General features: G+C 60.6%; 11 protein-coding genes and 1 pseudogene. 7 read left to right on the forward strand and 5 right to left on the reverse strand.

Annotated features, from left to right (window positions below; translation table 11 throughout):
* Positions 1 to 7 precede the first annotated feature (7 nt).
* From betA to J3489_RS31495, 4 genes are all read right to left on the reverse strand, one after another.
* Entirely contained in the window at positions 8 to 1,690 is a 1,683-nt protein-coding gene (gene betA, locus J3489_RS31480) for a choline dehydrogenase (RefSeq protein ID WP_207004736.1), read from the reverse strand.
* A gap of 101 nt (positions 1,691 to 1,791) precedes the next feature.
* Positions 1,792 to 3,279, reverse strand: coding sequence for a betaine-aldehyde dehydrogenase (gene betB / locus J3489_RS31485; RefSeq protein ID WP_207004737.1), 1,488 nt, complete (start codon positions 3,277 to 3,279; stop codon positions 1,792 to 1,794).
* A 78-nt stretch (positions 3,280 to 3,357) separates the two neighbouring features.
* Positions 3,358 to 3,945: a transcriptional regulator BetI gene (betI, locus tag J3489_RS31490; RefSeq protein ID WP_207004738.1), complete on the reverse strand. Its 588-nt coding sequence runs from the start codon at positions 3,943 to 3,945 to the stop codon at positions 3,358 to 3,360.
* Positions 3,946 to 4,187: 242 nt separating this feature from the next.
* Positions 4,188 to 4,757, reverse strand: a complete 570-nt coding sequence (locus J3489_RS31495) for a lysozyme inhibitor LprI family protein (RefSeq protein WP_242540457.1) — start codon at positions 4,755 to 4,757, stop codon at positions 4,188 to 4,190.
* Positions 4,758 to 5,281: 524 nt separating this feature from the next.
* Between J3489_RS31495 and J3489_RS31500 the strand changes: the two genes are divergently transcribed.
* The 7 genes and pseudogenes from J3489_RS31500 to J3489_RS31530 form a co-directional block, all read left to right on the forward strand.
* Positions 5,282 to 6,181, forward strand: a complete 900-nt coding sequence (locus J3489_RS31500; RefSeq protein ID WP_207004739.1) for a BrxR family helix-turn-helix transcriptional regulator — start codon at positions 5,282 to 5,284, stop codon at positions 6,179 to 6,181.
* 20 nt (positions 6,182 to 6,201) lie between these two features.
* Entirely contained in the window at positions 6,202 to 6,456 is a 255-nt protein-coding gene (locus tag J3489_RS31505; protein WP_207004740.1) for a multiubiquitin domain-containing protein, read from the forward strand.
* Positions 6,453 to 6,857 carry an E2/UBC family protein gene (locus J3489_RS31510; RefSeq protein ID WP_207004741.1) on the forward strand — a complete coding sequence of 135 codons (405 nt, stop codon included), beginning with the start codon at positions 6,453 to 6,455 and terminating at the stop codon, positions 6,855 to 6,857. The genes J3489_RS31505 and J3489_RS31510 overlap by 4 nt, the downstream gene beginning before the upstream one ends.
* On the forward strand, positions 6,854 to 8,191 hold the full coding sequence (locus J3489_RS31515; protein WP_207004742.1) for a HesA/MoeB/ThiF family protein: 1,338 nt from the start codon (positions 6,854 to 6,856) through the stop codon (positions 8,189 to 8,191). Before J3489_RS31510 ends, J3489_RS31515 begins: the two co-directional genes overlap by 4 nt.
* Before the next feature lies 1 nt (position 8,192).
* The gene (locus tag J3489_RS31520; protein WP_207004743.1) at positions 8,193 to 9,827 is read left to right on the forward strand and encodes a phosphotransferase; all 1,635 of its coding nucleotides are present in this window, start codon (positions 8,193 to 8,195) and stop codon (positions 9,825 to 9,827) included.
* Positions 9,824 to 10,351: a ubiquitination-like system serine protease family protein gene (locus tag J3489_RS31525; RefSeq protein ID WP_207004744.1), complete on the forward strand. Its 528-nt coding sequence runs from the start codon at positions 9,824 to 9,826 to the stop codon at positions 10,349 to 10,351. The genes J3489_RS31520 and J3489_RS31525 overlap by 4 nt, the downstream gene beginning before the upstream one ends.
* A 288-nt stretch (positions 10,352 to 10,639) precedes the next feature.
* Positions 10,640 to 11,098: pseudogene (locus J3489_RS31530) on the forward strand (MDR/zinc-dependent alcohol dehydrogenase-like family protein); the annotation flags it as partial.
* Positions 11,099 to 11,195: 97 nt separating this feature from the next.
* Here the strand turns inward: J3489_RS31530 and J3489_RS31535 are convergent.
* The gene (locus tag J3489_RS31535) at positions 11,196 to 12,248 is read right to left on the reverse strand and encodes a TadG family pilus assembly protein (protein ID WP_207004745.1); all 1,053 of its coding nucleotides are present in this window, start codon (positions 12,246 to 12,248) and stop codon (positions 11,196 to 11,198) included.
* Positions 12,249 to 12,255: the final 7 nt, after the last annotated feature.

The following is a 12,255-nucleotide window of genomic DNA, read 5'->3' on the forward strand; positions in this document are numbered from 1 at the left end:
GGAGCCTTCACTTCGTATCGGCGGTTTGCCGCGCAGGTTTGCCGTTGGCGACGAAGTACGGCACATCGGCACGCGCAAGTGATTCGCGTCCGCAAATGCGATCGGCGATCTTCTCGGCGAGCATGATCGTCGGCGCATTGAGGTTGCCGGTGGTGATGCGCGGCATGATCGACGCATCGACGACACGCAAGCCTTCCAACCCATGCACACGGCCCTCGCCGTCGACGACCGCCATCTCGTCGTAGCCCATCGCGCACGAGCACGACGGGTGGTAGGCGGTTTCGGCGCGGGTGCGCACGAACGCGTCGAGTTCGGCGTCGGTCTTGAGATCGGCGCCGGGGTTCAGCTCGCGGCCGCGATAGCGATCGAGCGCGGGCTGACGGATGATCTCGCGCGTGATCCGGATCGCGTCGCGGAACTCGCGCCAGTCGAGCGGCTCGGCCATGTAGTTGAAGAGGATGCTCGGATGCGCGTGCGGATCGCGCGAGCGCAGCTTCACGCGCCCGCGGCTCGGCGAGCGCATCGAGCCGACGTGCGCCTGGAAGCCGTGCATCTCGATCGCGTTCGAGCCGTTGTAGTTGATCGCGACGGGCAGGAAGTGATACTGGATGTTCGGCCACGGGTCGTCGTCGCGCGTGCGGATGAAGCCGCCGGCCTCGAAGTGATTGCTCGCGCCGATGCCGGTGCCTTTCAGGATCCATTCGATGCCGATCGCGGGCTGGTTGCGCTTCAGGAGCGCGGGGTAGAGCGAGACCGGCTCTTTGCACTCGTACTGCATGTACATCTCGAGATGGTCCTGCAGGTTGTGTCCGACGCCGGGCAGATCGAGCACGACGGGGATGTCGAGCGCGCGCAGCCATGCGCCCGGGCCGACGCCTGAACGCTGCAGGATCTGCGGGGACGCAATCGCGCCGCTGCACAGCAGCACCTCGCGCCGCGCGTGCGCCGTGATGCGCGCGTTGCGATGCAGGTATTGCGCGCCGATCGCGCGCTTGCCGGAGAACAGGATGCGATCGGTGGTCGCGTGCGTGACGATCGTCAGGTTCGGGCGCTGGCGTGCCTGATCCAGATAGCCGCGCGCGGTGCTCGCGCGCCGGCCTTTCGGCGTCACCGTGCGGTCCATCGGGCCGAAGCCTTCTTGCTGATAGCCGTTCAAGTCGCCGGTGCGCGGGTAGCCCGCTTGCACACCGGCTTCGACCATCGCCGCAAAGAGCGGGTTGTTGCCGGGCTTGCTGGTCGTCACGCTCACCGGACCGTCGCCGCCGTGATAATCGTTCGGGCCGATATCGCGCGTCTCGGCTTTCTTGAAGTACGGCAGGCAGTCGAGGTAGCGCCAGTTATCGAGGCCTTTGTTTTCGGCCCAGCCGTCGAAATCGAGCGCATTGCCGCGGATGTAGCACATGCCGTTGATCAGCGACGAGCCGCCGAGCCCCTTGCCGCGCCCGCATTCCATGCGGCGATGGTTCATGTGAGGCTCGGGATCGGTCTCGTAGGCCCAGTTGTAGCGCCGGCCTTGCAACGGATACGCGAGCGCGGCCGGCATCTGCGTGCGAAAGTCGAAGCGATAGTCGGGGCCGCCCGCTTCGAGCAGCAGCACGGTCACGCCGGCGTCCTCGGTCAGGCGCGTCGCAAGCACGTTGCCGGCCGAGCCGGCGCCGATGACGATGTAGTCGTATTCGCGGTCGTTCATGTTGCCTCCCGCTGGGCCGCCCCAAGGGAGGCAACCGCCCCCTCGGGGGGCAGCGAACGATAGTGAGCGTGGGGGTCGTTCATGTTGCCTCCCGCTGGGCTTCAAAACACCGGTTGATAGCGGCCGAGTTCGACCTGCACGGATTTGATGCGCGTGTAGTGCTCGAGCGTCGTGATGCCGTTTTCGCGCCCGACGCCCGACTGCTTGTAGCCGCCCACCGGCATTTCGGCGGGCGACTCGCCCCAGGTGTTGATCCAGCAGATACCCGCTTCGAGCCGATGGATCACGCGGTGCGCGCGCGCCAGGCTTTCCGTGACGACGCCTGCGGCGAGGCCGTACGGCGTATGGTTCGCGCGCGCGACGACTTCGTCTTCGTCGTTGAAGTCGAGCAGGCACATGACGGGGCCGAAGATTTCCTCGCGCACGATCTGCATGTCGTCGCTGCAATCGCCGAACACCGTCGGCGCGACATACTGGCCGCGCGCGAATTCGCCGTCGACGAGGCGCGTGCCGCCCGCGAGCACATGCGCGCCTTCGCGCTTGCCGCTTTCGATGTAGCCGAGCACCGTGTCGAGCTGCGCCGCGCTTGCGAGCGGACCGAAGTTCGTCGCCGGGTCGGACGGCTTGCCGACGCGAATGCGCTTCACGCGTTCGAGCACGCGCGCCTTGAAGCCTTCCGTGATCGAGCGATGCACGAACACGCGCGTGCCGTTCGTGCAGACCTGCCCGGCGCTGAAGAAATTCGCCGTGACGGCGATGTCGGCGGCGCGCTCGAGGTCGGCGTCGCCGAACACGATCAGCGGCGACTTGCCACCGAGTTCCATCGTCACCTCTTTCAGCGACGACGCGCCCGCAAGCGACATCACTTTCTTGCCCGTTTCGACGCCGCCCGTAAACGACACCTTGGCGATCTCCGGGTGCGCGGCGAGCATGGCGCCGACGCGTCCGTCGCCTTGCACGACGTTGAAGACGCCGGGCGGCACGCCGGCTTCGAGGTAGATCTCCGCGAGCTTCGAAGCGGACAGCGGCGTGACTTCGCTCGGCTTGAAGATCATCGCGTTCCCGGCAGCGAGCGCAGGTGCCGATTTCCAGCAGGCGATCTGAATCGGATAGTTCCATGCGCCGATACCTGCGCACACGCCCAGCGGTTCGCGCCGCGTATAGACGAACGATTCGGCGCGCAGCGGAATCTGCCGGCCTTCGATGGCGGTGGCGAGCCCCGCGTAATACTCGATCACGTCGGCGCCGGTCACGATGTCGACGGCGAGCGTTTCCGCAATGGGCTTGCCCGTGTCGCGCATTTCGAGCTCGGCGAGCTCGCCGTTGCGTGCGCGCAGCAATTCGACCGCGCGCCGCAGGATCCGCGAGCGCTGCATCGCGGTCATCGCTGCCCACGCGCGCTGGCCTTCGTGCGCGGATTGCACCGCACGGCCGATGTCGGCCTCGCTTGCCTGCTGGACCGAGGCGAGCGTCTCACCGGTGGCGGGATCGAAGGTGTCGAACGTGACGCCGCTGGTGGCGTCGACATAAGCGCCGCCGATGTAAAGACGTTGCAGGCCGTAAGCGGTGTAAGCGTGGGGGCGGTTCATATTTTCTCCTTGGATGCGCAAATCGCGACTTCGGCGCGACCGAGAGCGAAAGCAACGGGACGTACGCGTGATTCGTATTTACGCGTGTCGAGCGAGCAGCAGATCGATGTAGTCGTTGGCGAGGCGGATCGCGGCTTTCGTATCGAACGGCTCGCCGCTTAGCGCGCCGCGCAGCCAGAGGCCATCGATCATCGCCGCGAGACCGCTCGCCGAGCGCCGCGCGGCAGCACGCGGCATCGCCTTGCCGAATTCCGCGCTGAGGTTCGAGTGGAGGCGCCGCGTATTGACGTGCTGCAGGCGCTTGAGCGACGGCTCATGCATGCTCTGCGACCAGAATGCGAGCCACGTTTTCATCACGGGGGCGCTGATCTGGCTCACATCGAAATTCGCGGCGACGACGGCGCGCAAACGCGAGCGCGGATCGGCCTTCGCCGCGGTGCGCCGCCGCGCCGTGGCAGCCCACAGATCGCGCAGGACGTGGCGCATCGTGGCTTCGATGAGGCCGTTCTTGTCGCCGAAATAGTGACTGACGATGCCTGTCGAGATGTTGGCGCGCTGCGCGACGAGCGCGAGCGTCGTGCCGGACAGGCCGGCTTCGTCGATGGTGTGCAGCGTGGCGTCGATCAATTGGGCGCGGCGCACTTCGCGCATTCCGACTTTGGGCATGGTCGTTTCCGGTTTCGTTGTGCGTCGAGAGGCCTCGAGGATAGTTGTTTTATTTTGAACGTTCAATCAATAAAAGCGGCTCAGGCGCTGGGATGTCGGCGTTGGGCAAGCGCGTGTCGGGTTTTGAACGATTGCGGCCCGGCGTTGCGGACTACGCTCGAACGGGTCGCGGCGGCGAACAGCGCGGCGCACCGCGGCAGCTTGAGCATCCGCTTCGGCCTCGGGTCCGCCCCGGGCCGCGCTCAATTACATTTCTTCGCGCGAATAGCCTTTGTCATGCGCTTCGTCTCGGCCGTAGCGCATATGGCAATAGCGGCGGGCAGCATGGAGCCGCCATGCCATTCGCGGTCAGCTGATTTCTTGCAACTGGAGTCGCGGTTTTTTTTCCACGCCGTGATTTTCTTCTTTAATGTGACTCCACAATCCGGTGACGCAGCGGATTTTTGGTCTACGATTCGCTGCAATTCCTGCTCGGCCACGATTTGATCTCGCCATGCGCAGAAATTCATGCTGGTCTGATCGGCGTCGCAGTTCGAAAGCAAGGCACCTACCTCGCTTGCAGGCAGTCCACTTCGCGCGGCCAATTCGTCCACCGGATTGGGGGCGGCAAGTGCCAACCGGGACACGGCTGCGATCATCACGAATGCGCGTTTCATTGCAGGTGTAACGGGCCGCCGAAGCTCATCTTCCGTGCAGGGGCCATGATGTGCAAGCGTGCCAACGCCGTGTGTGCAGTTGTCTGCGATATCGTTGTAGTAGTGCAATACGGCGCGCTCGCGGATGCGCAAGGCAGTCAATCCTACATGGCTCATTTGCTTTGATTCATTTGGCAAGGATTTTCTAGCACAACGGAAGTACGCGACTTTATCATTCGTTATGCGAAATCAGAAATGTGATGTGTATTCGCTAGACTTGGTGCCTGTCCCGTTGCAATGGCCGGAAGCGACCCATCTGCGACATTCGAACTACTGAACTCGTCGCCCGGAAGCTGACCTTCAGGACGCCGCCGCGGCGTGTGTGGTTGGCAGCTAATGGTTTCGAATCCCTGAAGCGCCACCAAAACCCGAATGGTTTATGAGTTAGCTACCTACATGTTGCTGCATCTGTCCGCAGCCGGCACCCGCCCAAATGAAGGACGCCTGTCCATGTCCTTTCGCCACAGGCCCCTTCCGAAGGCGCATGTAGACCGATTGGGTAGCCGCGCTCGGAGTGCCGGCGGCGCCGATAATTTCCTCCCTAGAAGGGTACTCGTCAAGCAACACCTTGCGGCGCATTCCAAGGGCGAGTAAGATGGGCATACAAACTAGATCAATCTAGTAACGCTACCCATTAAGACATGTCCGAACACTTCAATGCACCGTCCGCACGTTGGGGCCCCGAGCGTCGCCTTGAGTTCATTGACTTCCGCCTGCGATGGGAAGGCAGGATCAATCGCTCTGAACTCGTCGCGTTCTTTGGCATCTCAATTCAGCAGGCGTCAGCCGATTTGGCCAACTATGCGCGCTTGGCACCTAACAACATTCACTATGACAAACAGGCCAAGACATTCCGCGCCGCCAGCAACTTTGCTTCCGTTTTCGAAGGAAACGATGCCGAGCTGTACCTGAGTCAGCTGAGTGACCTGACAGCCGGAGTTGCTCCCCAATCGGCATGTTTCATTGGTTGGCAACCACCATGCGACATAGTGCGATACCCGTCCAGGCCGGTGTCAGATCTCAATCTCCTGCGCCTCTTGTGGGCGATGCGCGATGAGGAGGAGATTGAAGTGACCTACCAGTCAATGCGTCAGCCAGACCCCTCAGTTCGATGGATCGCGCCTCACGCGTTGGCATCCGATGGCCTGCGGTGGCACGTGCGTGCGTGGTGTCATGCGAACGCCGATTTCCGTGATTTCGTTCTCTCGCGGGTCATGCAAGTGTCGGGCTCACGTCCCCGAAGCGTCGACCCTAGGGACGACATTGCTTGGCAATCGCATGTTGATGTCGTCGTGAAAGCCAGGACTGGGCTTTCAAGCGGCCAAAGGGCAGCGATCGAAACTGACTTCGGAATGACAAACGGTCGGCTTGCGATCCACTGCCGCAGAGCCTTAGCGTTCTACGTCGTTCGTCAGTTGCACCTCGAACGCCTAGAACCTATCCCTCTTACCGAGCAGCCTCTTGAACTCGAGAACCGGGATGAACTATCAGATGTGCTCGCAAAAGCGAGAAAGCTGCCCGACGTGCAAATTTCCAACTAACTACTGTGAAGGAATCTGAAATGACCGAACTTGCGCATGCGGCGACCTACCACTTCTTTGTTGACGGCAAGCCATACGCTACCGAGAAGACGTATCTGTCGGGCCTCGAAATCAAGAACATCGCAGGTGTGGCTGGCAACTATCAGTTGTACCTTGAAGAGCAAGGTGATACACCGGACCGTGCAATCTCTGATGGTGAAACGGTGCCGATGGACCACAAGGAAAAGCATTTCTTTGCCGTGCCGCCGGCCACCTTCGGGAAGCAGCAAGCATGATCGAACAGCAACTCGAAGAACTACGTGAGCGGCTTCGTCAGAAGAGTCCAAACACCGTCGTTGAGAGCCAGCAGATGCCCAACGGGGGGGCGCTCATCAAAGTGAGCAACGTCGACTTGAATGGAGGATGGAATCGACCCACCGCAGAGGTGCTATTCGTGGCGCCTCCTGGCTACCCGGGCGCCGCACCGGATTGCTTCTGGGTTGAACCGGGTGGCCTGAGGCTTGCCAACGGAGCAACGCCACAGGCTTCCAACGATGGAAACCCTATCCCCGGCGACCCAATGGCAGGACGAAGCACAACTTGGTTCTCGTGGCACGTCCAAGGGTGGAATCCCAACGTCAACACGCTTGCAGGGTTCTATCAGCTGATCCTAGATCGACTACGGCCGGCGCGATGAGGCACGAACTCTGCATCGCTGCTGGCGATTTCGAGTCGCTCCAAGCCAATCTGCTGCCCTGCGTCGAAGAACGCTGTGCGGTTCTCTTCGCATCGAAAAGCAGGCGAAGCGACGGGCAAGTGCGCTTTCTTGTTCGCGAAATCAGCTATCCCGAGGCTACTGACTACACGAGCCAAGGTACGCACGACGCAGAATTGACGCCGGGATTTGTCGCCCGGGTGGCGAAGCAAGCGGTGAGGTCCGGTCTTTCGTTGGTCTTCGTACACACCCACCCAGGGGCGAAAGCGCCAGTCTTCTCGCCTGTTGATAACCGCGGTGAGCGTGTGTTGTCCGCATTCTTGACGATTCGCTGCGGTCCAAAACGGCACGCTGCGCTGGTCATGAGCGCTGGCGGCCTGCGTGCCAGAATCCTTGGCACCTCCGACGAACTGCGGGTGGTCATGGTCGGTCCGAAGCGCAGTATCGCCTTCGATCCTGGCTTCTCAGTAGATGCTCCTTCGACTATGTTTGACCGTCAAGTGCGAGCGTTCGGAGCCCTTGGGCAACAGCGCTTGGAAAGCATTCGAGTCGCAATCGTCGGCCTGGGTGGAACAGGATCCATCGCTGCACAGCAACTCGTGCACCTCGGCGTCCGTCACTTCATTTTGGTTGATCCCGACACCATCGAGGAGGTGAACTTAAACCGCGTAGTCGGAGCGACCGTGGCTGACATCGGCTCGGCCAAGGTTTCAGTCGCGGCCAAGTACATACGGGGCTTCAGCAGCGCAACAACGATATTCGAGCATGTCGGCGACGTTGTGCACGACTCCGTTGCCCGCAAGCTCATCGACGCAGACCTAATCTTGTCGTGCACCGACTCACATGGCAGTCGTGCGGTTCTGCAGCAGATCGCGTACCAGCATCTCATCCCATGCATCGACATGGGGTCGACGATCACCCAATCGGAAGGTCGCATAACCGGAATTTTTGGACGCATCCAAATGCTGGCGCCTGGCCTACCGTGTTTGTGGTGCAGTTCGCTTCTTGACGCGGAGCAAGTTCGGCGGGACATGATGAATGAGCCCGAACGTCGACTCGATCCATACATCCCTGGCTCTCGCGAACCGGCGCCGTCGGTTGTCTCGCTCAACGGAACAGTCGTTTCTCTGGCGGTTTCGATGCTCTTAGGTGCGGTCGCCGGAGCGCCTTTCGAGTCGACGCACTTGATCTATAACGGCTGCGCATCAAGCCTCAGGGCAGTCCGCGGCCAAGCTAAGAAAAACTGCTTCATCTGCTCCCGTGCGGGAGCGATCGCATGGGGCAGCGATCGACAACTCTTCACGAGGCTTGATTGAAATGCCGATTCACGAATTCTGCGCGGGCCCTATCAGAAGACGAGTTGCATTCGTTGGTGACGTACCTCCGGAAGCTTTAAAGGCGTTCGGTCGACGAGGCTTCGATTGCTTTGTGCTTAACAGCGATCCTATTGGTCGCGCACTGGAGGCCAGTACAGCGGATTGCGTGGTGCTCACACAAATCGCAGGCGAAACGGAACGATTTCAAGTGCGAGAGCAGTTAGAGCAATTGGCCGACTTGCTCAATCATGACTGCCGATTGTATGTCAGATACACAGAGGCCATCGGCGACAAGGACATCGTGCTCAGAGCCCTGAACAGTCAGCAGTTGCCACCTTCTGGCTTTGTGGAGACGGATGGGAAGTTCTTCTATGGCGACTGGTTCGAAGGCGTCAATCATCCGGTATTTGCCCCGTTTGTTCATGTGCTGCCGGACAAAACAGCGTGGGACAACCTAGCGAATCTCGTTGTTCAAAATCCGGCAGGTAAGGCACCCAATCAAGATTTAAAAATTGAAATCTACGATGTCAATCACAACGCCATTCACCTGGAGTCGGAAGCAGAGCTTCTCGTCCGGCGAGCATTCTGGAACTGCTCCTCAGTTCGGCTGAATGCCAAGGCGAACGGACTTTCTGGCGTAGGCGCCTACGACGCATTTGCGCACATGAGCAAGAACGTGGTCGGGGGTGACTGGCCATATCGGTTTTTTGTGAAACTCGGCAGTCGAGTCAAGGTTAGCCGGGAGTACCACAAGTATCGAACGACCGCGCTTGAGAACGTGCCATATCACTTAGGACCGCGGTTACGGATGGACCGGTGTGTGCTCGGCCGCTCCCAAGGCCTCATCGTGAGCGACTATGTTTCAGGCGCAGAGGCGTTGCGGGACTGCGCTCGCGAGGGGCGAGGGGTTCCGGCGATTGGCAACCTCTTCAATTTGACCTTACTTGCGTGGCGAAGAGCCGCACTAGACGCCGAAGTGCCGCTCGCTGAGTACCTAGGCAACCATTTCCCCAAAGCAATCCCACCGCATCGCGCTGCGCTGATAGAAGCATACGGTGGAACTCACCCACCGGAATATCTGAGGCAGGTCTTTGAATCGCAGATAAGTCAGCCAGTACTAGTCGGCGTCGTGCATGGTGATCTACATGCAACGAACGTGCTCGTACGCTCGAACGACGCGGTCATTATCGATCTTGAACGCATTCAACTCGGCATGCCGCTGCTCTATGACGCTGCATCCCTCGAAGGCGGTCTCTTCATTGATGGGTTCATTGGCGACCGACGGACCGGCGCCGCACTGTTGGCTTCGCTGGTCTCGATGTATTCAGCTAGTGCCTTCTATGGTGACGATCACTTTTGTCTTCCGCAGGACGGCTCCGCTTGGTTCGTTGACAGCGTACGCCAGATTCGAATGCAGGCCCGGCAAATGGAGCGTTCGCCACGGCAGTATGGATTGACTCTCGCAGCTGTGTTGCTTAAGAAGGCATGCAATCCCGAAGACTTCCGCTCCTCAACCGAGGAGATGGATGTGAACCCGGCTCCCTTGACACGTGAGGCCGTTCGAGCTCTCGCATACGTGCTCGGAGAAAAAATCCTAATGGCGCTGTCGGCGCCGGAAACCACGCCCAGCCTATGAAGACGCTTCGAATTGCACTCAAAGCTGAACTCACGTCGCGCGCAGGTGCAGACGAATTCTTGAAAGCACCTGGCGATGCCGTCTTGATTTGCCGTGAGACACCGAGGTGGCTCTTGCTGCAATGCCCTTGCGGCTGTGGCGAACAGATTCCGGTGAACGTTGACAAGCGCGCCGGCAAGGCTTGGCGCTTCTACTGCGACGCCGACAAGAGCGTTACGTTGTTCCCATCGGTATGGCGTGACACCGGCTGTCAGAGCCACTTCATAATTTGGAGAGACCGCATCTTGATGTTCGGTCTCGATCGCGTCTCAGGCACCGCTCCTGTAGAAAGCATCGACATCGGATCACTCGCTAAGAGGGTTTTGGACGTTTGGCCGCGCGCTGGTCTCGTTCCATACGTCGATGTCGCGGATACGCTCAACGAAATTCCGTGGGATGTTCAGGAGGCGTGTCGTGCATTGGTCAAGTCTGGTCGGCTTATCGAAGGTCTTGGCAAACAGCGGGGAATGTTCCGTCGTTCCTAGCAACCCAGCAGTTGGCCTGATGCCGCCTGCGCGCTGGCTCAGGCCGACTTGCCAAACGGCTACGCGTGTCGAAGTTGGAAGTGAAAGCTGGAAGCACTCGCTTCCCCGCCCGGCCCGAGTACCACTCTACGAGCTACCGGAAAGCCGACCTTGGCGAAGGACAGCTTATGGCCGCCAGTTGTCTCCTCGTCCGTGGTCCGTGTCTGGTAAGAAATCGCAGCATTTTCCGCACCTTTGTGTTGACCAGCGTCGAAATGGATTCGAGCCCCTCTCGATGATGAACCTCTCTTGAAGCAGATTCTCGGCAGGCCCGAGGTGGATTACGCCATGGATTGCGTCGGCTTTGAAGCGCACGGCCACGGCAGCGGACACACGGAAGAAGCACCCGCGACGGTGCTCAATTCGCTGATGGAAATCACGCGGGCAGCGGGTTCGATCGGCATTCCCGGCCTATACGTGACCGACGACCCGGGCGCCGTGGATGCCGCCGGGCGCAACGGCAGCTTGAGCATCCGCTTCGGCCTCGGCTGGGCGAAGTCGCATTCGTTCCATACCGGGCAGACACCGGTGATGAAATACAACCGCAATCTGATGCAGGCGATTCTGTGGGACCGGCTGCCGATTGCGAAGATCGTCAACGTGCCGGTGATTTCGCTCGATCAAGCGCCGGAAGGCTATCGCAAGTTCGATGGCGGCGCGCCGCGGAAGTTTGTGATCGATCCGCATGGGTTGTTGAAGGCGGCTTGAGCGTGCGGATCGCTATCGTATCGATGTGTTGTCGCGATAGGCGTAGATCTGGACTTGGTCCCCGCCGCCGATCCATCGCGGCATTCGGCGACGGCCGTCACTGCGCGAGCCGCGGTGCCATATACGCGCCGTAGGCCGGTCCGACGCCGCCCGCTGCCGTGGTCAGCGTGTAGCCGCCGACGAAATGTCCTTGAATGTATTTCCCACTGCCGCCGACCGATGCGTCGATGTGAAACGCGGCAAAAGCCACTATCGGAACATACGTCTTGCTGTCGATCTGTGCGGCGACAGGCATGACGACCGTCACATTAGTCGGCACCGAGCCATAAATGGCGGTTTTTGCACCGGGTTCGATCCAGATGCTGTCGCCTATGCTCAGGGGTGACGGATTGCCGTTCACAATCAGGTTGTCGATCGTCGGCACATTGTTCGCGTTTTCGAGAAACGCGGTCCATTGACCGGCATCACACGAGCCGCCATTCATCTGGCCGTTGGTGATACGGAACTCGTAAGGCTGGCCCGTCGTCGGATCGATCACGGGTTGATTGGTCGTCGCGTCCCAGTATTGATTGAAGACGCACTGAGCCAGGACCACGGGAAACAAGCCGCCCGCATCGACCGTGCTCGGCGCCGCGGCCACCGCCACCGCAGTGGCACTGCCCGGCACGCTCAACAGGTTCAGCAGGCTCCCTAGATACAACGCGATCGGGCCTCCGTTCTGGTTCGTCGCGCGCGTCACGGTGACTTGCACAGCGGGAGCATCGTAGATGCCGGGTGCAATCGTCGTTGCTTCCATACCGGCCGGACTGCCCGTTAGATTCCAGTAGCCGGCCTGAACCGCACCCGTCGTCAGCGTTTGTCCGTCGGAGCGGTTCAACGTTACGGCGTTGGCCGCTGCCGCCTGGGCCTGGGTCCAGTTCGAGCCGTTGCCGCCGGCAGTCACCAACTGGGAGGCGCCAGCCAGTGCCGCGCCGTCCGCGTCATTTTGCAGTTCGTTGATTACCACATCCACACGGGCGAGGTTGATCGCGAATGCACCGAAGCCCAGCAACGCTATGAGGAACAGCAGAAAGAATAGTGCAACGGAGCCGCGTTGCCGGGACGCGGCGCGAGGAGCCCGATGTCGCGAAGGGAATGTCCGATAGCGCATCGCCGGC

Origin of the sequence: Trinickia mobilis (assembly GCF_017315705.1) — a bacterium.
GTDB classification, from domain to species: domain Bacteria; phylum Pseudomonadota; class Gammaproteobacteria; order Burkholderiales; family Burkholderiaceae; genus Trinickia_A; species Trinickia_A mobilis.

What these genes read in the sequence shown, in the direction of transcription:
- J3489_RS31510 (WP_207004741.1), top strand. Translation starts at nt 6,453, where the DNA reads ATGATCGAACAGCAACTCGAAGAACTACGTGAGCGGCTTCGTCAGAAG.
- J3489_RS31520 (WP_207004743.1), top strand. Translation starts at nt 8,193, where the DNA reads ATGCCGATTCACGAATTCTGCGCGGGCCCTATCAGAAGACGAGTTGCA.
- betA (WP_207004736.1), bottom strand. Translation starts at nt 1,690, where the DNA reads ATGAACGACCGCGAATACGACTACATCGTCATCGGCGCCGGCTCGGCC.
- J3489_RS31525 (WP_207004744.1), top strand. Translation starts at nt 9,824, where the DNA reads ATGAAGACGCTTCGAATTGCACTCAAAGCTGAACTCACGTCGCGCGCA.
- J3489_RS31505 (WP_207004740.1), top strand. Translation starts at nt 6,202, where the DNA reads ATGACCGAACTTGCGCATGCGGCGACCTACCACTTCTTTGTTGACGGC.
- J3489_RS31515 (WP_207004742.1), top strand. Translation starts at nt 6,854, where the DNA reads ATGAGGCACGAACTCTGCATCGCTGCTGGCGATTTCGAGTCGCTCCAA.
- J3489_RS31495 (WP_242540457.1), bottom strand. Translation starts at nt 4,757, where the DNA reads ATGAGCCATGTAGGATTGACTGCCTTGCGCATCCGCGAGCGCGCCGTA.
- J3489_RS31535 (WP_207004745.1), bottom strand. Translation starts at nt 12,248, where the DNA reads ATGCGCTATCGGACATTCCCTTCGCGACATCGGGCTCCTCGCGCCGCG.
- J3489_RS31500 (WP_207004739.1), top strand. Translation starts at nt 5,282, where the DNA reads ATGTCCGAACACTTCAATGCACCGTCCGCACGTTGGGGCCCCGAGCGT.
- betB (WP_207004737.1), bottom strand. Translation starts at nt 3,279, where the DNA reads ATGAACCGCCCCCACGCTTACACCGCTTACGGCCTGCAACGTCTTTAC.
- betI (WP_207004738.1), bottom strand. Translation starts at nt 3,945, where the DNA reads ATGCCCAAAGTCGGAATGCGCGAAGTGCGCCGCGCCCAATTGATCGAC.